Genomic DNA, 25742 nt, shown 5'->3' with positions numbered 1-25742 from the left:
CACGCATCACCAGGGCGAGGAAACGGCAATGTTCGCCGAGCTACTGCGCGAACGCCCCGACCTCGCCGGGACGATCGCCAAGCTCATGGAGGACCACGGGAACCGGTACTTCGCCCGGCACCTGAGGCGAGGCGCTCAGGAGACGAGCGCCGCCGCGTGTTCCCGCAACTGCCGCAGACGCTCCATCTCGGCGCTCAGATCGCGCAGGCGGCTCTCGCGTTCGGCGGTGGTGCGCTGGGCCGCCTCGGACGCGGCGCTCAGCGCCCGGGCGTTGGAGCGGGCCAACTCGTCGGCCAGCTCGCTGTAGTGGTCCCGCAGCTGACGCTGGATGCGGCGCAGGGTGTCCCGGGAGTCCTTGGTCATCACGAAACTGACCTCGTCGCAGTAGCGCCGGATCGCGTTGCGGGCCTGGTTCTGCCGATTCGTACGCTGCCGCTTCTTCTCCTCGCGCAGACCCTTGCGGCCCATCACCAGGCCGATCCCGATGCCGATCGGGCCGAGGGCGATGTTGGCCAGGGTGCCGAGCATGGTGAACATGAGCGCGCCGCCGTAGGCGCTCTTGAGGGCCACCATCGCCTGCTTGCCGAGCTTCATCTTCGCCAGCTCGATCTTGTGCTCGACCTCGGCGGTGCCGGCCAGCGCCACCGGGTCCTTGACCGCGACGTGGCGCAGGACCTGACCCGCGGCCTGTTCGAAGTGGGTCGCCACCTCGTCACTGAGCCGGAGCGCCTGGTCGCGCAGCAGCATGTAGTTGGCCAGCAGCTCCTGGGAGACCCGTTCCTTGAGCCACCGTTCGGTCTCCGCCCAGTCGTCGGCGGGGTCGCCCTCCTCGATCAGCGCGTCGGCCTCCTCGATCAGCCGGCGGATCCGGCCCCGCAGGTCGTGGTCGATGTCGGCGTTGAGGTCGGCGATGCCGTCGCCCAGGGTCTGCTGCCACTTCGCCGCGGCGGCCTTGAGCCCGTCCACGCGGCGCTTCACCTCGGCGAGGTCGTCCATCACCGTGGCCGCGGCGGCCGGGTCGGCCAGGGCGGCCCGTTCGGCCGCGAACTGGCTCTCGATCTGCTCGCAGATCCCGACGACCGACGCGCCCGCCTGGGCGGCGGCCCGGACGGCCGCGCCGCCGGAGACCCGCTGGGAGACGAACGTGACGAGTTCCGGGAACCCGGACTCGGCGTTGAGTTCCTTGTCGCCGGCGGCGACGGCGCGTAGCCGCAGGTCGGAGGAGACCGGAATGATCGGCATCTCCCCTACCGCCCGCAGGTGACCCACGTCCAGGTCACGGATCTTGCGCCAGTACGGATAGAAGTCGGTCTTGGTGAGCACGCACACCGCCGTGCCGCACACCTCGCGCGCCTGGCGCAGGAACTCCACCTCGCTGCGGGTCAGCTCCTGCGCGGCGTCGGTGACGAACAGCACGGCGTCGGCCATGGACGCCGCGGTCAGGCTGGCGGCCGAGTGCACCGAACCGAGGCCGCCGACCCCGGGGGTGTCCACGATGACCAGGCCGCTGGAGAGCAGTTGGCGCGGCAGCCGCACCTCCACCCCGGTGACCCCGTCCACCGCGCCGCCGGCCTCCTTCTCCAGGACGAACTCCCGTACCCGGTCGACGGGCACCGGCTCGCGCCGGGGCGGGACCTCGTCGAGGAGCACCTCGGCGGACGGCTCCTTGCCGTAGCGGACGTAGGTCGGCAGGGCGGTGGCGACGTCGTCGTTGACCGGGCAGACCTTCGTTCCGACCAGCGCGTTCACCAGGGAGCTCTTGCCCTGCTTGAACTCACCCACCACGACGATGTGGACCGCCGGGTCGGCCAGCGTGGCGCGTACGGTGGCGAGCCGGGGGCCGAGGTCCGCCCGGCCGTACGCCTCGCAGGCGCGCTGGGCGAGGTCGATGACCTCGGTCGCCCGGCGCAGCGTGTCGTCGGCCTTGGCTGGTGCCGTTGTTGAGGTCAACGTCGTTCCTCCCGATCACGGTAGGTTACGGCGAGCGGACTCGTCCGGCCACCGGCCCGGGTGCCAGTGCGGCGTGGTGGGTCGGTGGACCCACCACGCCGCTGCGCTGTCATCCGGGACGTTGCCCGATATCCGCCGGTCTGGGTTCGGGCAGCGGATCAGGCGCTGGGGCCCGGCTCCGCGGCCGCGTCCTGGCTCCCGTCGAACTGGTCGACCGATTCGCGGATGATGTTCGAGTCGTCCCCGCGGATCGAGTCGTTCGAGGACTGGTCGTTGAACGAGTCGTTCGCGGACTGGTCGTTGAAGGAGTCGTTGGTCGACTGGTCGTTGAACGAGTCGTTCGTGGACTGGTCGTTGAACGAGTCCTGCGTGTTGGTCGCGTCACCGCGGCCGGACACCGCCGAGTCCTCGATGCGGGAGTCGGTGACGTTGCTCTGGCTGCCCCCACCGAAGTTGATGTTGATCGGGCCCACCGCGCCGCCGGCCCCGCCACTGGCGTTGCCGCCGACACCGGCGCCGCCCGCCGCGCTGCCGCCGACCGCGGTGCCGCCGTCGCCGCCGTCCCCACCGTCGCCGCCCTGGCCCTGGCCGAAGCCCTGGCCGCTGCCGCGCAGGCCGACCCCGACGCCCGCGCCGACCCCGGCGCCGACCGCGCCGCCCGCACCGTCGCCGCCGTCGGCGCTGGCGTCGCCGCCGAACCCGCCCGAGCCGCCGGTACCGTTGGCCGTGCCGCCGGCGCCACCGCTGGTGTCGATGTCGAACTGGGCGGCCTGGTTGTTGTTCCCGACGACGGCCTTGTCCACGTCGTCCGCGACGATGCCGGTGTTGTCGCCCAGGACGGGCTTGTCGATGTCGTCGCCGACGATGCCGAAGTTGTCGCCCAGGATCGCCTTGTCGACGTCGCCGTTGGCCTGCACGCCGGAGTTGATGCCGGTGTTGACCGCGCCGGTGATGTCGCGACCCGCGGTCACCGCGTTGTCGCCGGTGTTGCCGACCACGTCGCCGTTGCCCGACTTGCCCACGAACCCGCCGTCCCCGGTCGCGCCGAGCACGTCGCCCGATCCGGTGCCGACCACCGAACCGTCGCCCGCCGTCACCTTGTCCCCGCCGACGACCTCCACCGACGAGTTGTCGCCCGTGACGCCGATCGCGTCGCCGCCCGCGGCCACCGAGCCGCCCGTCGCGGCGACCTGGTCCCCGTCACCCTGCTGGGCCACGGCGCCGTCGCCGGTGGCCGCGTTGACGTCGCCGTCGCCGGTGCTGGCGACGTTGCCGTCACCGGTCTGGTTGACGTTGGTGGAGTCGACGTCGATGTCGCCCAGGACCGGCCCGTCGACGTCCACATCGACCGAATTGTCGATCTTGGAGGAGTTGTCGGTGAAGGTCCGGGAGTTGTCGATGATGTTCTGGGTGGTGAAGGTCTGCGCGACCTGCGTCACCTGCTGGACCTGCTGCACGCTCGGCGCGGAGGCGGCCGAGCTGCCGGCGCCGCTGTCGCGGAAACCGCCGCCGCTGTAGCCGCCGCCGGAGCCTGCGGTGTAACCGCTGCCGGAGCTGTAGCCGCTCGCGGAGCTGTCGTGGCCGCTGTAGGCCGCCTGCGTGACGATCTGGGTCAGGTCCACCGAGTTGAGCGTCTCGGCGTCGATGTCGTTGGCGGCGAAGGCCCCGGCCGGGTCGGCCAGGAACCGGGCGACCTCCGCGTCGCTGCTGAACACCTTCTCGAACAGCGCCCGGACGTTGTCGATGATGAGCGGGGTAACTTCGATTGCGGCCATGACTTCTCCTGTTCTCGGGCCCGCCCCTCGTGGCCGGACAACTGCAACTCTGCGGGTTGTAGCCGATGCCTCGCATCGGGGCTATCCCCCTTCCGGTAGGAGGGGGTTAGGGGGTGGTCCCGGCGGGGGCTCCGCCCGGCGGACCTACGGCTCCGCCGGCAGCAGACTACGCAGCGCAGCGATCATCTCGGCCCGGTTGCCGGCCCCGAGTTTGGCACGGATCCTGGCCACGTGGTGTTCCACCGTCTTCGGGGACAGGTAGAGCTGGGCGCCGATCTCACGGTGCGTACGGCCCGCCAACACCAGCTGTGCCACCTCCACCTCCCGATCGGACAGACTCCCCCGCCCCCCGTCCGCGGGTGACTCGTCCGCCGCTGCCTCCGGGCGCGACAGCTCCCGCGCCCGCTCCAGCAGCCGGCGCGCGGCCGACGGATCGTCCGTACGGATCGCGGCCTGCCCGAGCAGCCGCGACGCCTCCCACGGCAGCTCGGCCGCGACCAGGTCGGCGGCGTCGGCCAGCACGTCGTCCGGCGGCACGTCACCGGTGAGCGCGGCCGCCCACCGGACGGCGGCCCGGCACTGCGCCCGCTGCCGGGCTCCCGCGGGTTCGAGGCTTTCGAGGTGGTCCGCGGCGGCCGTGGCGGCGGGCTGGTCCTCGCCGACGATCGCGATCTGCAGCCGGATCCAGCCCAGCGACACCGCCCAGGCGGCCGGGCGGCCGAGCCGGTCGACGAGCGCGTCCAGGTCGTCCAGGATCGGCGTGATCCGCCGGTGGTGGCGCAGCCGGGCGGCGGCCACCAGCAGTTCCTCGACCATCTCCAGGTGGAACAGGTCCACCGCGCGCCGGGCCAGCACCGGCTCGGCCAGCGCCCACGCCGCGCGCAGCTGAGCGATGTCGCCCCGGCGCCGGGCGATCCCGGCGGTCAGGCAGGCGAAGGTCAACCGTTCCCGGCCCGGCAGCGGAGTGCCGGCGAGCCGGTCGAGTTCGGCCAGCGCGGTGTCGTACCGGCCGGCCCGCATCCGCGCCCACGCCAGCAGCGTGCGGTGCCGGTCCTGGGCGGCGGGCCCACCGGCCCGCGCGGACAGCGCCCGCTCCAGCAGGTGTTCGGCGGTCGCGGTGTCGCCGGCGGTCACCGCGACCAGCGCGCCAAGCGCGTGCGGCAGGTCGGGCAGCAGCACCGCCGGTGGGACCTGCTCGTACGCCTCGGCCGCCTCGATCAGCGGCGGCAGGGCGCTCGCCGGGTCGCCGACCGCCAGCGCCGCCTCGGCGAGCCGGCGCAGGGGCAGCGGGGCCGGGCCGGTCGCCGCGGTACGCGCCTGCCCCGGCTGCCCGGTGGCCATCAGCGCCGGTACGGCCAGGACCGGGCCGGGCGGGCCGGTGCCCAGCAGCGCCTCGGCCGCCCGGGCGGGCCTGCCGTCGAAGGCCGCCGCCGCACCGGCGACCATCGCCAGCCGGGCCGCGTCGGACGGTCCCCCGGTCGCGGCGTCCAGGTCGACGGGCAGGCCCAGCAGGACGGCCGCCTCCGCGCGGCCGGCGGCCAGCACGGCCGGGTCGGCGCCGGAGTTGAGCGCCTCGTCGTACCAGGACAGGGCGCGTTCCGGGGCGGTGAAGCGCAGCAGGTCGGCGGCGCGCCGGAAGACGTCGGCCGCCGTGGCGGTACGCGCGCGGGCGGCGCGCAGCTGCTCCGCGGCCCGCACCGGGTCGGCGTCGGTGGCCAGGAGCGCCCCGGCCACGGTGTCGTGCAGGCGGCGGCGTTCCGGCGGGGACAGGTCGGCGAGGACCGCGCGGGCGACCGCCGGGATCATCCGTTCCGCGTCGGGCGTCAGCAGGCCCTGGTCGCGCAACGACCGGGTCGCGGCCGCCGCCCGCGCCGGGTCCAGCCGGGCCGCCGCGCAGACGGTGTCGTCGCCGAGGTCCAGCCCGAGCGCGAGGATCAGCGCCAGTTCGGCGGTGTCCCGGTCGGGTCCGGCCAGCCGCCGCTGCAGCCGCGCGACCAGCGCGGGCGGGGTGCCGTCCGGGTCGGCGGCCACCAGGACCGCCACGGCGGGCAGGCCGGCCGAGGCGGCGTGGACGGCGGCCACCTGCTCCGGCGGCGCCGCCCGGCCGAGCACCGTGCTGACCAGCGTGGACATCGCCTCGGCGGCGAGCGGGCCGAGATGCTCGACCGGTCCCGTGGCGGCCAGCGCCTCGTCCAGATCGGCCAGTTCGGGCCCGCCGATCGTGGGACGGCGGGCCATCGCCATCGGCAGCCCGGCGCGGGCGGCGGCGGCCAGCGCGCGCAGCGGTTCCGGGGGCAGCCGGTGGGCGTCGTCCACGACCACCAGCGCGCCGTCGGCGCGGGCCCGGGCCAGCAGCGCGTCCAGGTCCTCGACAGTGGTGAAGACCACGGGGACGACCGGCCGGCCCGTGGCGGCGGCGAGCTCGCCGAGGCGGCGGGTACGCCCGGCGCCGTCCACCCCCACCACGACAGTCACCCGCGCGTTCCCTCCTCGCCCCGTCGACCTGGCAGTTTACGGCCGGCGGCCACACCGGCCGCACGGCATGCCCCGACCGGGTGCCGCCGGTGCCGCGCCGACCGGGGCGGTACGGCGTCCCACCCTGGGCTGATCGGCCAGGCGTAGGTGACTGGGGGCACCTTGCTCGGGGAGGCTCGGGTCCGCGAGGCTTGCTGGCGGGTGGCATGCTCTGGCGTCTACGGGCCTGTCGACGACGGCCGGTACGCGGGCGGCGACGCTACGCACCCGAGGAAGGATGTCCGAGTTGGTCAGGATCCGTGTGGTTGGGCGGCGGTCGGCCGCGGTGACCCGATGAGCCTGGTCGACCGTACCCGTGGTGTGCTCGGTCAGGCCATCGACGTCTACCGCGGCACGCCGTACGAGCGGCGGCTGGCCGCCGTGCGCGACCGGCTCGACGAGCCCCTGCGGGTGGCCGTCGCGGGCCGGATCAAGGCGGGCAAGTCCACGCTGCTCAACGCGCTGGTCGGGGAACGGCTGGCGCCCACCGACGCCGGCGAGTGCACCCGCATCGTCACCTGGTACCGCGACGGGCACACCTACCGGGTCGTGGCTCAGCCCTTCGCGGGTCCGCCGCGGCAGTTGCGGTTCAGCCGCGAGGACGGCGCCATCGAGCTTGACCTGGGCGGCCTCGGCGTGGACGAGGTGGCGCAGCTGGAGGTCACCTGGCCGTCGCAGGCTTTGCGCACGGTCACGCTGATCGACACTCCGGGTATCGGGTCGCTGTCCGAGCAGACCTCGCGGCGGTCCTGGAGCCTGCTGGCGCCCGACGACGAGGAGACCCCCGCCGACGCCGTCATCTACCTGATGCGCCACCTGCACAGCAACGACGTCGAGTTCCTGCGGGCCTTCCACGACGTGGAGGTGTCCCGGCCCAACCCGGTCAACGCGATCGGGGTGCTGTCGCGGGCCGACGAGATCGCGGTGGGCCGGCTCGACGCGATGGCCTCGGCACGCCGGGTCGCGGGCCGGCTGAGCACGGACCCGAGCGTGCGGCGGCTGGTGCAGTCCGTCGTGCCCGTGGCGGGCCTGCTGGCGGAGACTGCGGCGACCCTCACCGAGGTGGAGTTCGCCCGGTTGCGCCGGATCTCGGAGCTGCCGCCGGCGCAGGCCGAGCAGCTGCTGCTCACCGCCGACCGGTTCGTGAACACCATGCCGGAACTGGGCATGACCTCCCTCGAACGGGAGGCGCTGCTGGGCCGCTTCGGCGTGTTCGGGCTGCGGCTGTCCGGGGCGCTGCTGCGGCACGGCACCTGCGGCACCGCGACCGAGCTGGCCCGGGAGCTGATGGAACGCAGCGGGCTCGGCCAGTTGCGCGAGGTCCTCGGGTCGCTGTTCTTCGAACGCCGCGACGTCCTCAAGTCCCGGTCCGCCCTGCTGGCCCTCGCCGACGTCACCCGGGTCTGCGACCGGCCGGGCAGCGCGCGGGTCGCCGCCGGGGTCGAGGAGATCATCGCCTCGGCGCACCCGTTCAACGAGCTGCGGGTGCTCTCCAGCCTGCGCGCCGGATGGGTGACCGGTAAGCCCGACGTCATCGCCGAGCTGGAACAGCTCATCGGCGGCGCCGGTGCCGCGGTCCACCAGCGGCTGCGGCTACCACCCGACGCCTCCGGCGCCGAACTGGACGCGGCCGTCGACGCGGCGCTGGCCCGCTGGCAGCGCCGGGCCGAGAATCCCCTGACCTCGGCGGAGCTGGCGGTCGCCGCGCGGGTGGCCGTCCGATCGTGCGAGGGCATGATCGCCGACCGGCGGCGGCCGCGGTGAACACCGGATGAGCCGGGATCGAACCGGTTGACGCGCCCCGGCGTTCGCCTCTGTGACGACCTGACCGAGCCTTGTATCGATGACCATAATCGGAGCACCCATCCATGTACGCGCTTGGCATTGACCTCGGAACCACGTTCACGGCGGCCGCGATCTGGCGCGACGGCCGGGCGGAGACCGTGTCGCTCGGCGACCGGAGCGCGGCGATCCCGTCGGTGGTGCTGCTGCGGCAGGACGAGACGTTCCTGACCGGCGACGCCGCCCACCGCCGGGGCTTCTCCGAGCCGCAACGGGTGGCCCGCGAGTTCAAGCGGCGGCTCGGCGACACCACCCCGATCCTGCTCGGCGGTGTGCCGCAGTCGGCGGAGGCGCTGATGTCGCGGCTGCTGCGGTGGGTCGTCGACGAGGTGTCGCGCCGGGAGGGCAGCCGGCCCGACGTGGTCTGTGTCACCCACCCCGCGAACTGGGGTCCGTACAAGATGGACCTGCTGCGCCAGGCCGCGCGGATGGCGGACCTCGACGTGCCGGTGACCTACGCCAGCGAGCCCGAGGCGGCCGCGGTCAACTACACCCAGCAGCAGCGCGTCGAGCAGGGCACCGTCGTGGCCGTGTACGACCTGGGCGGCGGCACCTTCGACGCGGCGGTGCTGCGCAAGACCGCGACCGGGTTCGAGGTGCTGGGCCAGCCCGAGGGCATCGAGCGCCTCGGCGGCACCGACTTCGACGCCGCCGTCTTCAACCACGTCCGTACGGCGCTGGGCGGCAAGCTGGAGGAGCTGGACGAGGACGATCCGGCGGTGATCAACGCGGTGGTCCGGCTGCGCGACGAGTGCGTGCAGGCCAAGGAGGCGCTGTCGTCGGACACCGACACGACGATCCCGGTGCTGCTGCCCAACGTGTCCACCGAGGTCCGGCTCACCCGGGCCGAGTTCGAGGCGATGGTCCGCCCGGCGCTGCACGGCTCCGTCGAGGCGCTGCAGCGGGCGATCCGGTCCGCCGACTGCGACCCGGACGAGGTGCATTCGGTGCTGCTGGTGGGCGGCTCGTCCCGGATGCCGATCGTCGCCCAGCTGGTCGGCTCGGAGGTGGGCCGCCCGGTGGTGGTCGACGCGCATCCCAAGCACGCGGTCGCGCTCGGCGCGGCCTGGCTGGCGGGCGGAGAGCTGGCGAAGCCGGCCACCCCGGCGGCGGCCGCGACCCCGGCCCCGGCCCGCCAACCGGCAGCAGCCGCCGCCCCGGCCGCACCCGCCGCCCCGGCCACACCCGCCGCCCCGGCGGCGGCCGCGACCCCGCCCCGGCAGCAGGCGGCACCCGCCGCCGCGCAGGCGAGGCCGCCCGCCAGCCCGGCGGCACCCCCGGTTCCGGTGGTCAGCCCGGCAGCCTCGGGCGGGCCGGTCCCGGCGACGTATCGCGGTGGGTCCATGACCCCCGACCCCTCGACGCGCGTGCTCCAGCCGGCGCTGCCCGCCGCGACCGTGGTCGGCAACGCGGGCGTTCCGGCGCCGGGCGGCGACCCGACCGGGCGGACCACGACGTTCGTGTCGGCCTCGGCCGCCGGTGCCACGTCGACGTCGTCGCGCGGCCGGGGCCGGGTGGCCCTGCTGGCGGCCGGCGCGGTGCTGGTCGTCCTGCTCGGCGGCGGCGCCGCGGCCTGGGCGTACACGAACCGCAACGCGGGCGACGGCGACCGCAAGGCGGCGGACGGCGGCCGGACGACGGCGGCCACGGCCCCCGCGGTCCCGGCCGACGAACAGTGCACCGACGAGATCAAGAGCAACCCGCGCTGGGTCTGCCTCACCTCGGCGAAGGTTTCCGGCGGCAAGTTCACCCTCGAGTACGACGGGGACTTCGACGGCACCCCGCTCGCCGTCAAGGGCGGCTACCACCTGCACATCTGGGGCAGCGACGGCATCACCCCACCGGACGCGATCATGGGTGAGCAGGCCGGCGACCAGAAGGGCTTCTGGTACGTCGACGATCGCAAGACGTCGGTGCTCGACACAGACGACCAGCGCTACACCAAGGCCATCGGCGACGCGCCGAAGGTGTGCGCCCGGATCGCGAACTCCCACCACGGCCTCGTGGAGGACGACCAGGGCAACTACCGGACCGGCAACTGCGTACCGATCAAGCGGGGCTGACGGGTCACGGGGTGACCGGGTCGGCCATGACCCGGTTGCGGCCGGTGCGCTTGGCCGCGTACAGGTTGCGGTCGGCGGCCGCCAGCAGCGCCGACGGGCTGGTCTGGCCGTTGGCGGCGGTGGTGAGCCCCAGGCTGGCGGTCACGGTCATCCGGCCGGTGATCGGCTGCCAGTCGTGCGCGGCGATCGCCTCGCGCAGCTGTTCGCAGCGCCGGTGCGCCTCCTCGGCACCGATGTCGGGGAAGACGAGCACGAACTCCTCGCCGCCGAGGCGCCCGGCGACCGCGGACCCGGCCGCCGCGTCGGCCAGCAGGCCGGCGATCTGGATGAGTACGGCGTCGCCGGTGGCGTGCGAGAGCGTGTCGTTGACCCGCTTGAAGTGGTCGAGGTCGACCAGGGCCGCCGAGATCGGGGTACCCGCGCGGATGGCGTGCTCGATGAGGATGGCCAGCCGTTCGTCGATGTAGCGCCGGTTGTACAGGCCGGTGAGCGGGTCGCGCTCGGCCAGCTCCCGGAACCGGGCGCTGTCGCGGCGGGCCTCCTCGTTCTCGAACATCGCCTGCATGGCGCGGGCGCGGGCCTCGCGCTGGGCCGACAGCAGCGACTGCATGGCGGCGTAGAAGCGCTCGAACTCCTCGTACGCCTCGCGGTAGCGGCCGGTGGCGGCGTACAGCTGGGCCTGGGCGTGCCGCACGTGTGCCCGCCCGGCTACCACCCCCCGGGCGTCGCACAACAGGGCGGCGCGGTCGAGGGTGGCCTGGGCGGCGGGGAAGTCCCCGCGCAGCCGCTGCGCCTCGGCCGCCGTGAGCAGGGCGGTGGCCAGCATCATGCCCTCACTGATCAGGTACTCGGCGTCGCCGGTCAGCACCGGGTGCAGGGCGGCCTCCGCCTCGGCGTAGTTGCCGCGCGACAACTCGATGCGGGCGACGGTGTCGAGGATGTGGGCGCCGAGGGTCAGGCCGTGGCGGGCGCTGACCGCCTGCAGCTCCGCCAGCAGCTCCTGGACCCGTTCCTCCTCGCCGTTCTCGTACGCCGAGTAGGCCATGTTGTTGAGGATCTGCAGCACCATCTCGTGGTCACCGGCGGCCGCGGCGATGTCGTGGGCCTGCTCGGCGCGGCGCTGGGACTCCTCGGGGGAGCCGTTCTCGTGCAGCATCATCGCCAGGACCTGCAGGTGCCGGGCGCGCAGCCGCGCCGGTACGTCCGGCTCGGTGTGCGCCACCGCCTGCACCGCGTGGGTCAGCGCGTCGGCCAGGTCACCCACATGGCGGAAGAAGCCCGCCAGCAGCAGGTGGCTGCGGGCGATGAGGTAGGCGTCGCCCTGTTCGGTGGCCCAGGCGTTCACCTGCTGGGCGATGCGGCCGGACTCGGCGGCGTCGCCGTCGCGGCGCAGCACGTCGGCGCGGATCAGCCGGGCGCGCATCTGCAGGTCGGGCCGGTGCAGGGTGAGCGCGAGCTGTTCGGCCCGCGCGGCCGCCGACCCGGTGGTCCGCAGCTCCTCGGTCCGGACCATCTCCAGGGTGTGCAACCCCGCGGCCAGCCGTTCGGCGGCCTGCGGAGTACCCGGAGACACCCCGACGAAGAGATCGGCGAAGCGGTCCGTCGGCACCGACGGATCGATGGCCTCGGCGGCATCCTTGACGCTCAGCACCCTGTCACGCACAGCGCAGAACGGTAGGTGCGCCGCGTTGCCCTCGCCCGGCCCGTTGCGGTGCAGTCCGGGTGCGCGGGGCGCGGACCCGGCGGCGGTCCGCCGCGCGCAGGTGCCATGCCGCCCTCAGCGGCCTCGCCGCCAACCCCTACGGTCTGAGGGAGGCCGTAGGGGCGATTAGGGGTCTCAGAACGCGCTGTCCCGGTGTAGAAAGGGGCCGCGACGTTCCGGCACCCCGGCGTCCCAGGAGTTGCAGCACTGCGAGGAGAGTCAGCCGGTGTTCAAGCGCGTCGCGATCGTCAATCGCGGGGAGGCCGCGATGCGGCTCATCCACGCCGTACGGGACCTTTCGGCCGAGACCGGAACGCGGATCGAGACGGTCGCCCTCTACACCGACGAGGAGCGCTCCGCGACCTTCGTCCGGCAGGCCGACGTCGGCTACGCGCTCGGTCCCGCCTCGGCCCGCCCGTACCTGGATCACGCCGTGCTGGAGCGGGCGCTGGTGGAGACCGGCGCCGACGCCGCGTGGGTGGGCTGGGGGTTCGTCGCCGAGGACCCGGCGTTCGCCGAGCTGTGCGAGCGGATCGGGATCACCTTCGTCGGGCCCAGCGCCGAGGCGATGCGCAAGCTCGGCGACAAGATCGGCGCGAAGCTGATCGCCGAGGAGGTCGGGGTGCCGGTCGCCGCGTGGAGCCGCGGCGAGGTCGCCACGCTGGCGGACGCGCTGCGCGCCGGTGAGGAGATCGGCTACCCGCTGATGCTGAAGGCGACGGCGGGCGGCGGCGGGCGCGGCATCCGCATGGTGGCCTCCCACGACGAGCTGACCGACGCGTACGAGCGGACCAGCCAGGAGGCGCTGCGGGCCTTCGGCTCCGGCGTGGTGTTCCTGGAGCGGCTGGTCACCGGCGCCCGCCACGTCGAGGTGCAGGTCATCGCGGACGGGCAGGGCACGGCCTGGGCGCTGGGCGTGCGGGACTGCTCGGTGCAGCGGCGCAACCAGAAGATCATCGAGGAGTCGGCCTCGGTGGTGCTGGCCCCGCAGCAGTCGGCCGAGCTGAAGGCGGCGGCCGTGCGGCTGGCCCTGGCGGTGGACTACCGGGGCGCGGGCACCGTGGAGTTCCTGTACCAGCCCGCCGAGAAGCTGTTCGCGTTCCTGGAGGTCAACACGCGGCTGCAGGTCGAACACCCGATCACCGAGATCACCACGGGCACCGACCTGGTCAAGCTGCAACTGCACGTGGCGTCCGGCGGGCGGCTCACCGGTGAGCAGCCGGTCGAGAGCGGGCACGCCGTGGAGGCGCGCCTCAACGCCGAGGACCCGGACCGGGACTTCGCCCCCGCGCCGGGGCGCATCGCGCGGCTGGCGCTGCCCGCCGGGCCGGGCATCCGGGTGGACACGGGCGTCTCGGAGGGCGACACCATCCCGGCCGCGTTCGACTCCATGATTGCCAAGATCATTGCGTACGGGCGGGACCGCGACGAGGCGCTGGGGCGGCTGCGCCGGGCCATGACCGAGACCACGGTGATCATCGAGGGCGGCGCCACCAACAAGAGCTTCGTGCTCGACCTGCTCGACCAGCCCGAGGTGCTCGACGGCAGCGCCGACACCGGCTGGATCGACCGGGTCCGCGCCCAGGGCCGCCTGGTCACCCACCGGCACTCCGCGATCGCCCTGGCCGCCGCCGCCATCGAGGCGTACCAGGACGAAGAGGAGGTCAGCCGCCATCGCCTGCTGGAGACCGCACACGGCGGGCGCCCGCAGGTGCAGCACGAGAGCGGCCGCCCGCTGGACCTCAAGCTGCGCGGCGTCGGCTACCGGGTCCAGGTCGCCCGGGTCGGCCGCAAGCGCTTCCGGGTCGGCATCTCGGCCGGCGGCGACGTGCGCTCCGTCGACGTCGAAATCGAGCGCTTCGACGAGCACAGCGGCCAGCTGGCGGTCAACGGGCACCGGTTCCGGCTGATCACGGCGACGCACGGGCCCGTACACCTGGTCGAGGTCGACGGCGTCACCCACCGGATCAGCCGCGACGAGGGCGGTGTGGTCCGCTCCCCCGCCCCCGCGCTGGTCGTCGCGACGCCGCTGGCGGTCGGCGACGAGGTCGAGGCGGGCGCGCCGATCGTGGTGCTGGAAAGCATGAAGATGGAGAACGTGCTGCGCGCCCCGTTCCGCGCCCGGGTCCGCGAGTGCCCGGTCTCGGTGGGCAGCCAGGTCGAGACGGGGGCGCCGCTGATGCGGCTGGAGCCGCTCGGCGACGAGGCTTCCGCGGACGCCGACGCGTCCGGCGACGCCGTCGAGCTCGACCTGCCCGCGGAGCGCACCGACGTGCCCGCCACCGTCCGGGTCGAGCGCGGCCTGCAGGACCTGCGCAGCCTGCTGCTCGGCTACGACGTCGATCCGCACGACCGCACCCGGGTGCTGGCCGGGTACCTGGCGGCCCGGGCCGAGCTGGGCGGCCGTCCGCTGCCCGGCGAGCTGGAACTGCTGACCGTCCTCGCCGACCTGCTGGAGCTGAGCCGCAACAAGCCCGCCGGCGAGGTCGAGGTCGAGCCGGGCAGCCCGGTGCACAGCCCGCGCGAGAACTTCCACAGCTACCTGCGCAGCCTCGACGTCGAGCGGGCCGGGGTCACCGACGAGTTCCAGGCCCGGCTGCGGCAGGTGCTCGGGCACTACGGGGTGAGCGACCTCGACCGTACGCCGGAACTGGAGGACGCGGTCTTCCGCATCTTCCTCGCCCAGCGGCGGGTGTCGGCCGACGTCGCGATCGTCTCCGAGCTGCTGCGGCAGTGGCTGGCCGGGCCGACGCCGCCCGAACCGCTGGCCGCGCGCGCCGGGCTCACCCTGGAACACCTGATCGAGGCCACCCAGGTGCGCTTCCCCGCCGTGTCGGACCTGGCCCGTGGCGTGGTCTTCCGCTGGTTCGCCCAGCCGCTGCTGCGCCGCAACCGGGCCAAGGTCTACGTCGAGGTCCGCGACCACCTGCGCCACCTCGACCGGAACCCGCACGCCCCCGACCGCGCCGAGCGGATCCAGGCCATGGTGGCCAGCGCCGAGCCGCTGGTCCGGCTGATCGGCCAGCGGATCGGCCGGGCCGGGCGCGACCACGCGCCGCTGCTGGAGGTGCTGACCCGCCGCTACTACGGCAACCGGGGGCTGTCGCAGGTCGCCACGCGCGACGCCGCGGGCTGCCGGTTCGTCACCGCCGAGCACACCGGCACCAGCGGTGTGACCCGCGTGGTCACCACCGCGGTGGACGTCGAGGCCCTGCCGAGGGCCGTCGGGGCGATCGGCACATTCGCCGCCGGTGTCACCGAGCGCGGCCTGGTCGCCGACGTCTACGTGCGGTGGGACGACCAGCCGGACGCCGACGCGACGGCCGTCCGGCTGGCCGAGGTGCTGGCCTCCGCACCGCAGACGCAGGCGCTGCGCCGGATCACCGTCACGGTCGCCGGGACCAGCGGCGTCATCCACCATCACTTCACGTTCCGGCCCGGCGGGTCCGGGCTGGAGGAGGACCGGCTGATCCGGGGCCTGCACCCGCAGATCGCCCGGCGGCTGCAACTGCAGCGGCTGGCCGAGTTCGTCCTCACCCGGCTGCCGTCGGTCGACGAGGAGGTCTACCTGTTCAAGGCGGTCGCCCGCAGCAACCCGGCCGACGAGCGGCTCATCGCGATGGCCCAGGTCCGCGACCTCACGCCGCTGCGCGACACCGACGGCCGGCTGGTCGCGCTGCCCGCGCTGGAGAACACCGCCGCTGCCGCGCTGGACGCGATCCGCGACGTCCAGGCGCAGCGCCCGCAGAACAAGCGGTACGACACCAACCGCATCATGATGTACGTCTGGCCGCCGACGGAGCTGCCGACCCACGACCTGAAGGCGCTGGTGCAGCGCATCCTGCCCACCACGGCGGGGGCGGGCCTGGAGGAGGTCCAGTTCCTCGCCCGGCGCCGCACCCCCGGCGGCGATCTCACCGAGGTCGCGGTCCGGGTCACCCTCGATCCCGGCAACGGCGCGCAGCTGCACATCGGCGAGCCGTCCACCGAACCGGTGCGCCCGCTAGACGACTACCGGCAGAAGGTCCTGCAGGCGGCGCGGCGCGGCAACGTCTACCCGTACGAGCTGACGGACCTGCTGGCCGGGCCGGACGGCACGTTCACCGAGCACGATCTGGGCGACGAGGGCACGCTGGTGCCGGTGACGCGCCCGAAGGGCCGCAACACCGCGGCGCTGGTGGCCGGGGTGGTCACCACGCGGACCGTACGCCACCCCGAGGGCGTCACCCGCGTGGTGCTGCTCGGCGACCCGACCAAGGCGCTGGGCGCGCTGTCCGAGCCGGAGTGCGCGCGGGTCATCGCCGCGCTGGACCTGGCGGAGTCGATGCGGGTCCCGCTGGAGTGGTTCGCGCTGTCGGCGGGCGCGCGGATCTCGATGAACTCGGGCACCGAGAACATGGACTGGGTCGCGGCCGCGCTCAAGCGGATCGTCACGTTCACCCAGGACGGCGGGGAGATCAACGTCGTGGTCGCCGGGATCAACGTGGGCGCCCAGCCGTACTGGAACGCCGAGGCCACGATGCTGATGCACACCAAGGGCATCCTGGTGATGACGCCGGACTCGGCGATGGTGCTCACCGGCAAGCAGTCGCTGGACTTCTCCGGCGGCGTGTCGGCGGAGGACAACTTCGGCATCGGCGGCTACGACCGGGTGATGGGTCCCAACGGTCAGGCGCAGTACTGGGCACCCGACCTGAACGCCGCCCGCGACGTGCTGATGGCCCACTACGACCACACGTACGTGGTGCCCGGCGAGGCGGGCCCGCGGCGGGCGGCCACGGACGACCCTGCCGACCGGGACATCTCCACGTTCCCGCACGCGGTGGCGGGCAGCGACTTCACCACGGTCGGGCAGATCTTCTCGGCCGAGCACAACCCGGACCGCAAGAAGCCCTTCGACATCCGTACGGTGATGCGCGCCCTCGCCGACCAGGATCACCAGGTGCTGGAACGCTGGGCCGGGATGGCCGACGCGGACACCTCCGCGGTGCAGGACGTCCACATCGGTGGCTGGCCGGTCTGCCTGATCGGCATCGAGTCGCGGTCGGTGCCCCGGCGCGGCTTCCCGCCCACCGACGGTCCGGACACCTACACGGCGGGCACGCTGTTCCCGCTGTCGTCGAAGAAGACCGCCCGGGCGATCAACTCGGCGTCGGGCAACCGGCCGCTGGTGGTGCTGGCCAACCTGTCCGGGTTCGACGGCTCACCGGAGTCGATGCGCAAGCTGCAGCTGGAGTACGGCGCGGAGATCGGCCGGGCGATCGTCAACTTCGACGGCCCGATCGTGTTCTGCGTGATCTCCCGCTACCACGGCGGCGCGTTCGTGGTGTTCTCCAAGGCGCTCAACCCGAACATGACCGTGCTGGCCCTCGAAGGCTCGTTCGCGTCGGTGCTGGGTGGTGCCCCGGCCGCGGCCGTGGTGTTCTCCGGCGAGGTGAACAGCCGCACCGCGAACGACCCGCGAGTCACCGAACTGCAGGCGCAGGTGGGCGCGGCCAGCGGCGCCGAGCGCGCGGCGCTGAACGCGCGGCTGGCCGAGACGCATTCGGCGGTGCGCGCGGAGAAGCTGGGCGAGGTGGCCGCCGAGTTCGACCGGGTGCACAGCATCCAGCGCGCGGTCGAGGTCGGCTCGGTGGACGCCATCGTCAGCACCGCCGACCTGCGGCCACGGATCATCGAGGCCATCGACCACGCCATGAAGCGCTGAGCATTTCCGTCGTAGTTCTAGGCAAGTCGTAGTTCTAGGCAAGGAGAGCCAACCATTCGCCGGTCCTCCCGCGTTAGACCGGTGTGAAAATCGAGTCGGGCGACGAGCGGGCGGAGTTCGTCGCCTTCGTCCAGGCCCGCCAGCACCGGCTGCTGCGCTCGGCCTACCTGGTCTGCGGTGACCACCACCTGGCCGAGGACCTGTTGCAGGGTGCGCTGGTGAAGCTGGCGCTGCGGTGGCGGCAGGTCCGCGACGGCGAGCCCGAGGCGTTCCTGCGCACGGTCATCTACCGCGACGCGGTGTCCTGGTGGCGGCGGTGGCGGCGGGAGCACCTGAGCGCGCAGGTCCCTGAGCCGCCGCGCCGCGACCGGGCGGCGGACGACGTGCCGATCCGGCTGGCGCTCGAGCAGGCGCTGTTCCGGTTGGCCCCGCGACAGCGCGCGGTGCTGGTGCTGCGCTACTTCGACGATCTCACCGAGGCGCGCACCGCGGAGATCCTGGGCGTCACGGTCGGCACCGTGAAGAGCCAGGCGAACGCGGCCCTGCGGCGACTCCGCGAACTGGCACCGGAACTCGGCGAAATCACGCGGACGGGACGGGAGAAGTGACGATGGGAGAGAACCGGCTGGCGGAACTGTTGCAGGAGACCGCGGCACCGATCGCGGCGCCGTCGCTCGCCGAGGCCGCCTGGGCGCAGGCCCGCCGGGTGCGCCGCCGCCGGTACGCGACGGTCTGCGCGAGCGCGGCCGTGGCCGTCCTGGCGGTCACGGCCGCGACGGTGCTGCCGCTCGGCGGCCGCGACCTGCCGAACCCACCGACGACCGCGACGACGCCGGCGCAGCGGCCGGTGGCCCACCCCATGCCCGGCACACTGCCGCGCCGTGCGATCGCCCCGCTGCCGGCCAACAGCACCGGCATGGCCCCGCCGGACGCGCGCAAGCTGTCCGAGCATCCCCTCGACCGGGCGGTCGCGGTGGTGCAGCCGTACGGGCCGGAGGGCAGCAGCGCCGTGCAGCCGGTGTACGCCCTCGGCACCGACGGCACCTGGGTCCGCGTGGACGTGGTCGACCTGGTCCTCGCCAGCGACGCGCATGGCAACCATGGCATCCCGCTGACCGGCTCCGCCCTGTCACCGGACCGGCGCCGGATCGCCCTGCCCCAACCCGGCTCGCTGGTGGTCGTCGACCTGACCACGGCGAAGGCCCATCGCATCGCGGTGCCCGGCTTCAACGAGCAGGTGCTGTGGTGGGGCAACCGGACCGTGCTGGTGGGCCAGGGCGGTCCGGGCGCGGTCGCCGTCGACTGGGCCGCGGGCACCGCCACGGCCACCACCACCGGACTGTCGGTCGGCGACAGCGCCTGGCCGGCGAGCGAAGGCGCGCCGGTGACCGAGTTGACCGAAGAGGCCAGGGAAGGCCAGCGGGCCCGGCTCAGCGTCAGGCAGTGGCCGCCGGGCAGGGCGGAACCGGTCAGCGACGTGCCGGTCGACGACACCGGGCTGGGCCCGCAGCACGGGGTGCTGGGCTGGAACGGCCCCGCCATCGGCGACGGCGCCGAGCGGGTCGTGCGGGCCGGGTGGGGCATCAGCGGCACCTACCACGGGGTCGAGATGCTGGCGGTGGTGAACACCCGCACCGGCGTGGTCGAGCGGATGCTGGACCTCGGCCGGGACCGGTACAAGGGGTGCTGCCGTGCGCTCGACTGGATCGACCGGGACACCGTCCTCGCACAGACCGACAAGGAGGGCGTGATCGCCTGGGACCTGCGCACCGGCGCCGTCACCCAGGTGGTCGCGGGCCCCCTGCCGGCCGCCCTGGCGGTGCGCCTGCACGACGGCTCATGATCTCCCGTCGCCGCGTACCGAGCGCAGCAGCAGTTCGGACACGTCGCTGACCCGTACCTCGTCGGCCGCCCTGCCCTGCTGTTTGCGGGTGGCGACGCCGTCGGTGAGCATGCTGATGCAGAACGGGCAGGCCGCCGCGACCACGCTGGCGCCGGTCTCCAGCGCCTGGTCGGTGCGGGTCTCGTTGATCCGGGTGCCCAGCGGCTCCTCCATCCACATCCGGGCCCCGCCCGCACCGCAGCAGAACGACGTCTCGCGGCTGCGTTCCATCTCGGTGAACCGCAGTCCCGGCACGCTGCCCAGCACGTCGCGGGGCGGTTCGAAGACCCGGTTGTGCCGCCCGAGGTAGCACGGGTCGTGGTAGGTGACCGCGGTGTCGACGGGGTGCGCGGGGCGCAGCCGCCCGTCCGCCACCAGCCGGGACAGCAGCTGCGTGTGGTGCACCACCTCGAAGTCGCCGCCGAGCTGGGCGTACTCGTTGCCGATCGCGTTGAAGCAGTGCGCGCACGTCACCACGATCTTGCGTGCCCCGACGGTGTTCAGCGTGTCCACGTTCTGCCGGGCCAGCTCCTGGAACAGCAGTTCCTGGCCGAGGCGGCGGGCGGAGTCGCCCGTACACGTCTCGCCGTCGCCGAGCACCATGAACTCGACACCGGCCTCGTGCAGCAGTTCGGCGACCGCGCGGGTGGTGCGTTTGGCGTTCTCGTCCAGCGCGCCCGCGCAGCCCACCCAGAACAGGTACTCGACGTCGTCCGGGAGCCGCTGCTCGCCGCTGGCGCCGAAGACGCGTACCTCGAAGGGCAGCCCGGCCGTCCACTCCAGCCGGGCGTTCGCGCCCCGGCCCCACGGGTCGCCGGCCCGTTCGAGGTTGCGCAGCAGGACGTTGGCCTCCTTGGGGAACTGCGACTCGATGAGCACCTGGTAGCGCCGCATGTCGACGATGTGGTCGACGTGTTCGATGTCGACCGGGCACTGTTCGACGCAGGCGCCGCAGGTCACGCAGGACCACAACACGTCGGGGTCGATGACGCCGCCGTCGGCCACCGGCGCGACCAGCGGCCGCTCCGCCTCCGCCCGGACGGTATCGGGCAGCTTCGCGCGCTCGGCGTCCGAGGAGGCCAGCAGGTACGGCGCCTTGTCCAGCGCGTGATCGCGCAGGCTCATGATGACCAGCTTGGGGTTCAGCGGCTTGTCGGTGTGCCAGGCCGGGCACTGGGACTGGCAGCGGCCGCACTCGGTGCAGGAGCCGAAGTCCAGCATGCCCTTCCAGGTGAAGTCCTCGATCGCGCCCCGGCCGATCTTGTCGTCCTCGTCGGGGTCCTCGAAGTCGACCGGCTTGCCGCCGGAGTACACCGGCAGCAGCGGGCCCAGCCCGCGCGGTCGCCGGGAGAACAGCACGTTGAGCGGCGCGAGCCCGATGTGCAGGTGCTTGGAGTGCACGACGATCACGAGGAACGCCAGCACGGCGCCGAGCGAGAGGAGGATGCCGACCGTCTCCAGTACCTCGTTGGCCGCCTCACCGGCCGGTGCCAGCAGCCGCCCGACCGCCTCCGACGCGAACGCCCCCTGCGGGAACGGGAAGTTGCCGGTGTTGACCTGCGCGCCTCGGTAGAGCAGCAGCGTCCACATCACGTTGAAGATCATGAACAGGACGAGCCACGCCGCGCCCAGGTGGGACCCGAAGAACCGCGACCGCCGCCCCTCCCGCTGTGGGCGGTGCCGCAGCCGGATCCCCGCGAACACGACCAGCGACACGAGTACGGCCACGGTGAAGAGGTCTTCGAGGAAGCCGAGCCAGGGCTGCGTGCCGATGATCGGAATGTGGAAGTCCGGGTCGAACAGCGCGCCGTAGCCCTCCACGATCGTCGCGCCCAGGATCACGAATCCCCAGAACACCGCGAAGTGCGCGAGGCCGGGCACGCTCCACTTCAGCAGCTTGCGCTGGCCCAGCACCTCGGTCACGATCGCCCATCCGCGCGTGCCGAGGTCGCTGGTGCGGTCGGGTTCGGCCGGCTGCCCGGAGCGGGCCAGCCGGTACAGGGTGAGGATCCGCCGCCCGGCCAGCACGAACGCGACCGCGGTCAGCGTCAGCCCGAGCACCAGTCGTACCGTCACGTCGTCTCCTCGCTGTGGCTGATCACCGGGTGGCCTTGCGTCGTGCGATCTCGGCCAGCAGCTCGGGCACCACCCGGTGCACGTCGCCCACCACGCCGAGGTCGGCCAGGTCGAAGATGGGGGCGGCCGGGTTCCGGTCGATCGCCACGATCTTCTCCGCGTGCTGCATGGCGGCCCGGTGCCGGACCGAGCCCGAGATGCCGAGTGCCAGGTACAGGCGGGGATGGACGATCGTGCCCAGCTGGTCGATCTGCTGGCGCCGTGGGCACCAGCCGAGCTCGGTCGCGGTGTGCGACCCGCCGACGGTGCCCCGCAGCGCCTCGGCCAGCGCGCCGACCAGGCCGAACGACTGCTGCGAGCCCAGGCCCCGGCCGCCCGCGACGACGATCGCCGCCGTGGCCAGCTCCGGCCGCAGCCCGGCACCGCCCGGCCGCCGGGTGCTGCGGCGTACGGCACGGACCTCGGGCGGGAAGCGGATCTCGACCCGCTCGACCACCGGCTCCACCGGCGCCGGCACCGGCACGACCGCGTCGGTCCGTACGGTGAACACCGGCGTGCCCCGGGTCACGCTGGACTCCACGCGGTACGCGCCGAGCAGCACCGACTGCACCGCGACCGGCCCGTCGGCACCCATCCGCAGGTCGACGGCGTCGGTGATGAGCCCGGAGCCGAGCCGCGCGGTCAGCCGCGCGGCGACCTCCTGACCGAGCCGGTGCGAGGCGACCAGGACGGCGGCGGGCGCCGTCCGGCGGACGAGCTGGGCCAGCAGTGCGACCCGGGCGGCGGCGGGGTGCTCGTCGAGTTCGGTGCGGGTGACGGTGGCGATCCGGATGGCGCCGAAGCGGCCCAGCATCGCCACCGCGGCCGGGTCGGCGGGACCGCACAGCACCACCGTGGGCGGGCCGAGCCGGCGGGCGAGGGTCAGCAGCGCGCACGTGGCGCGGTCGCTCGCGGTGTGCTCCGCCAGCACCAGCACCGATCCCATCGGCCCCTCCTCACGGGTTGCGCGCGGTGGCTACCGCAAGCGGCGGCTACAGGAACTGGTGTACCGCCAGGAAGTCCGCCAGCCGGATGGCCGCGACCGTGGGCTCGTCGCCGGGCACGAGGTGCGCCGTGCCGCCCGGCTGCGCCCGGACGGCCCGGACGACGGTGCCGTCGGCGCCGCGTTCGGCGATGCCGAGGTCGGCCAGTGACCAGGTGCGGACCAGTTTGTGGTGGGCGTCCAGAGTGGCCGCCAGCGACGGCAGCCGTGGCTCGCCGCAGCGCTCGGTCACGGAGACCACGGCGGGCAGCGCGGCCACGTACGCCCGCAGCCCGGCGCCGTCGTCGCGGCCGATCTCGACCCGGTGTTCGCGGACCCGCAGCAGGTCGGCGAAGCAGAGCACCGGGATGCCGAGCAGCTCGGCGACCATGGCGGGCACGGCGGCCGCACCGGCGTCCGAGGAGGCCGCGCCGGACAGCACGAGGTCGAACCCGAGCCGGCGCACGGCGGCCGTCAGCACCCGCGCGGTGGTGAGCGCGTCGCTGCCGCGCAGCCGGCCGTCAACGACGTGGACCGCCTCGTCGGCGCCGAGAATCAACGCCTTGCGCAGCGCCTCGACGGCCGGGGCCGGACCCATCGTCACGGCGGTGATCTGTACGTCGCGCCGCCGCCGCGCGATGCGCACCGCCTGGTCGACGGCGTACTCGTCGATCTCGTCGAGCTGGCCGCGCCGCGCGGTGCGGTCCAGCAGGTGATCGGCGCCGAAGCTCATGTCGCGTGTCGTCCAGGGGACGTGTTTGACCAGAACCACGATCCGCATCAGTGCCGGCCTCCGCCCGATCAAGAGCACGACGCTGTCGCGAGTTTACCGGCGTACGCATTGATCGCAATAAATTGATCACGCGAGCCAGACCGGATTGCTGAGGGCGACCATGGTGGTCAGCGTGGTCGAACCGGGCTGCGGTCGGTGCACCTCGGCCCGCAGGAATCCGGCGCGGGCGCCCCGGGTGCGCCAGGTCAGCACGCCGGCGCCGGTCCCGGCGATGTACCCGGCGGCGACCTGACCGTGCCGGGTGTGCAGGGTGACGGTGGTGCCGGGCACTCCACTCACGACGGCCGTCACCTCGACGGAGCCGGCGCCGGTCTCCAACGTCTGGCCCGGCCCGGCGACCCGGCCCCCGGCCGCGGCGGTCAGGTCGAGCGTGACGCCGGCCGACTCGGCCAGGTACGAGCGACCCGCGCGCACGGCGGCCAGGATCGCCGCGCGCGACAGCTCCGGCGCGTACACGACGGTGTGCGGCAGCCCCACGACGTCGCCGGGACCGTGCGCGTCGCTGTTGCCGACGGCGGCCACCCGGCGCCCCTGCCGCAGCAGACCGTCCCACATGCGCACGGCGGCGGCGTCGTCCAGCGTCCACGGCCCGTTCCAGACCTCGATGCCGTCGACGTGGTCGTACCCGAACTCCCACAGGGCGCCCGGCCCGGGGGTGAGGGGATGCGCGGCGACGGCGATGCCGCCGAGCGCGCGGACGGCGTCGGCGTACCGCTCGAACAGTCCCTGCCCGGGCGCGTAACGCCAGTCCACCCATTCGGCGCTCAGGCCGAGGGCGAGCCAGTGACCGTGCCGCGTGGTGACCTCCTCGCCGCCGATGATCAGCAGGTCGTCGGTGGCGTGCTGCCCCCAGATCTGGTTCGCCGCGCGGGTGTTGTGCTCGGTGGAGGCGAAGAAGTCCAGGCCACGGGCGCGCGCGTCGGCCGCCAGCCGGTCCGGGGTGCGCTGGCCGTCGGAGTGGACGGTGTGCAGGTGCATGTCGCCGCGGTACCAGGCGGGGCCCCGGCCCTCGGCGCGGGCCGGGGCCGGGGACGCCTGGAACGCCGGACCGGCCGGGCCGGATTCGAGGGTGACGTCGACCGTCCAGTCCATGCCGCGCGGGTCGCACACGATCGGGCCGAGCGCCACCGCCCAGGTGCCGGGGTCGAGGGGACCCGCGAGATAGCCCGGGGTGGCGTCGGAGGCGGAGAGGGTGAACGAGTCGCGCGCCCCGCCGGACCACCCCCGGAACCCCGCCTCGGCACCGGCTCCCCACCCGGCGGCGCCGAAGATCCCGATGTCCAGGACGTTCTGGAGCAGCCCCGGGACGAGCACGAAGGGGTGGAACCACCGGCTGACCGAGATGCGGTTCACCCCGGCGGGAACGTCGAACGGCACGTACGCCCACTGGTCGAATCCGGCCGGCGAGTGCCCGGTGAACCGGGTGGTCACGAGGCGGCCGCCGGTGTCGGCGCGCGCCGTCCGCGCGGGCACCATCGGGGCCAGGCCGCCGAACGCGATCGCCGCGCCGAGGCGCAGGACGTCGCGGCGCGGTGCCGTCGGTCGGGTTTCATCACGGTCCGTGGGCATGGGCGGGATCCGTTCCGCGTACGCGCCGCTACATTGATGAAACTCGATGTTAAACGGTTGCCCGCCGGGCAGCTACCCCAGGAACGCGCCGGTGCGCGACGACGGCTGCAACAGGCGGGCCGCCTTGGCCTTGTTGACCGCGTCGAGGCGCGAGACCGCCCCCAACTTGGTGTAGACGTTGGTGAGATGGCGCTTCACGGTGCCCTCGACGATGCACAGCCGGGTGGCGATCTGCGCGTTGCTCAGCGCCTGGGCGGCGAGCTCCAGCACCTGCAGCTCGCGGCGGCTCAACGGATTGCTGACCGGCACGGCCAGCTGGGCGGCGTTGCGGTGGGAGACCACCAGCACGCTGTTGGCCTCGTGGCACACCGCGCGGATCACGCCGACCAGCTCCTGCCGGCTGGCGGAGCGGACCAGCACGGCGTGGGCACCGGCCGCGAGCACGTCCTGCAGCAGCCGCAGGTCGTCGTCCATGGCCAGCACGATGACCCGGGTGCGTGGCGAGATCCGCTGGATCTGCCGCACCGTGGCGCAGACGGGCCGGTCGGGCATCTTGACGTCCAGCAGGATGACCCGGGGGCGCCGGGCGGCCACCGACTGGACGGCGGTCACGCTGTTTCCGGCCTGGCCGACGACCCGAAAGTCGGGCTCGGCCGCGACCAGCTCCACCAGGCCCTCGCGCAGCAGGGCGTGGTCTCCGGCGACCAGGATGTCGATCGATCCGACGTTCCGGGTGCGGCCCGGACGCGGCGAGACGAACAGACCCTGCCCGTTCCTGTCGAGCTCGTGCATGACACCTCGTACTCCCACGGATAGCCTTCCCCGGCGCGCATGATCCGGTGTTGGCA

General features: G+C 73.7%; 13 protein-coding genes and 1 pseudogene. 5 read left to right on the top strand and 9 right to left on the bottom strand.

Annotated features, from left to right (window positions below):
• Window positions 1-135 precede the first annotated feature (135 nt).
• From EV385_RS29450 to EV385_RS29440, 3 genes are all read right to left on the bottom strand, one after another.
• Complete coding sequence (locus EV385_RS29450) at window positions 136-1950, bottom strand: dynamin family protein (protein ID WP_130512418.1); 1815 nt, start codon at window positions 1948-1950, stop codon at window positions 136-138.
• Between the two features lie 158 nt (window positions 1951-2108).
• A complete protein-coding gene (locus EV385_RS29445; protein ID WP_130512417.1) occupies window positions 2109-3725 on the bottom strand; it encodes a YdhT family protein in 1617 nt (538 codons plus the stop codon).
• 144 nt (window positions 3726-3869) lie between these two features.
• A complete protein-coding gene (locus EV385_RS29440) occupies window positions 3870-6200 on the bottom strand; it encodes a helix-turn-helix transcriptional regulator (RefSeq protein ID WP_130512416.1) in 2331 nt (776 codons plus the stop codon).
• A gap of 333 nt (window positions 6201-6533) precedes the next feature.
• Between EV385_RS29440 and EV385_RS29435 the strand changes: the two are divergent.
• Together EV385_RS29435 and EV385_RS29430 are read left to right on the top strand one after the other, a co-directional pair.
• Window positions 6534-8034: pseudogene (locus EV385_RS29435) on the top strand (dynamin family protein).
• Window positions 8035-8107: 73 nt separating this feature from the next.
• A complete protein-coding gene (locus EV385_RS29430) occupies window positions 8108-10144 on the top strand; it encodes an Hsp70 family protein (RefSeq protein WP_130512415.1) in 2037 nt (678 codons plus the stop codon).
• Between the two features lie 4 nt (window positions 10145-10148).
• Here the strand turns inward: EV385_RS29430 and EV385_RS29425 are convergent, their stop codons facing one another.
• Window positions 10149-11807, bottom strand: a complete 1659-nt coding sequence (locus tag EV385_RS29425; protein ID WP_130512414.1) for a GGDEF domain-containing protein — start codon at window positions 11805-11807, stop codon at window positions 10149-10151.
• Between the two features lie 265 nt (window positions 11808-12072).
• Between EV385_RS29425 and EV385_RS29420 the strand changes: the two genes are divergently transcribed.
• From EV385_RS29420 to EV385_RS29410, 3 genes are all read left to right on the top strand, one after another.
• The gene (locus tag EV385_RS29420) at window positions 12073-17553 is read left to right on the top strand and encodes an ATP-binding protein (RefSeq protein WP_130512413.1); all 5481 of its coding nucleotides are present in this window, start codon (window positions 12073-12075) and stop codon (window positions 17551-17553) included.
• Window positions 17554-17636: 83 nt separating this feature from the next.
• Window positions 17637-18161: a SigE family RNA polymerase sigma factor gene (locus EV385_RS29415; protein ID WP_130512412.1), complete on the top strand. Its 525-nt coding sequence runs from the start codon at window positions 17637-17639 to the stop codon at window positions 18159-18161.
• Between the two features lie 2 nt (window positions 18162-18163).
• The gene (locus EV385_RS29410; protein WP_130512411.1) at window positions 18164-19396 is read left to right on the top strand and encodes a hypothetical protein; all 1233 of its coding nucleotides are present in this window, start codon (window positions 18164-18166) and stop codon (window positions 19394-19396) included.
• Here EV385_RS29410 and EV385_RS29405 read toward each other — a convergent pair.
• The 5 genes from EV385_RS29405 to EV385_RS29385 form a co-directional block, all read right to left on the bottom strand.
• Window positions 19391-21511, bottom strand: a complete 2121-nt coding sequence (locus EV385_RS29405) for a (Fe-S)-binding protein (protein ID WP_130512410.1) — start codon at window positions 21509-21511, stop codon at window positions 19391-19393. The genes EV385_RS29410 and EV385_RS29405 overlap by 6 nt on opposite strands.
• A 22-nt stretch (window positions 21512-21533) precedes the next feature.
• Window positions 21534-22496 (bottom strand): electron transfer flavoprotein subunit alpha/FixB family protein, encoded by a 963-nt coding sequence (locus EV385_RS29400; RefSeq protein WP_130512409.1) that lies wholly within the window; start codon window positions 22494-22496, stop codon window positions 21534-21536.
• Between the two features lie 46 nt (window positions 22497-22542).
• Entirely contained in the window at window positions 22543-23313 is a 771-nt protein-coding gene (locus EV385_RS29395; RefSeq protein ID WP_130512408.1) for an electron transfer flavoprotein subunit beta/FixA family protein, read from the bottom strand.
• Window positions 23314-23391: 78 nt separating this feature from the next.
• Entirely contained in the window at window positions 23392-24894 is a 1503-nt protein-coding gene (locus EV385_RS29390) for a CehA/McbA family metallohydrolase (protein WP_130512407.1), read from the bottom strand.
• 72 nt (window positions 24895-24966) lie between these two features.
• A complete protein-coding gene (locus EV385_RS29385; protein ID WP_165449650.1) occupies window positions 24967-25686 on the bottom strand; it encodes a LuxR C-terminal-related transcriptional regulator in 720 nt (239 codons plus the stop codon).
• Between the last annotated feature and the right edge of the window lie 56 nt (window positions 25687-25742).

The organism is Krasilnikovia cinnamomea, from assembly GCF_004217545.1.
Classification (GTDB): Bacteria; Actinomycetota; Actinomycetes; order Mycobacteriales; family Micromonosporaceae; genus Actinoplanes; species Actinoplanes cinnamomeus.
The sequence above is the reverse complement of the archived record's forward strand: the minus strand, read 5'-3'. Positions and strand labels throughout refer to the sequence as shown.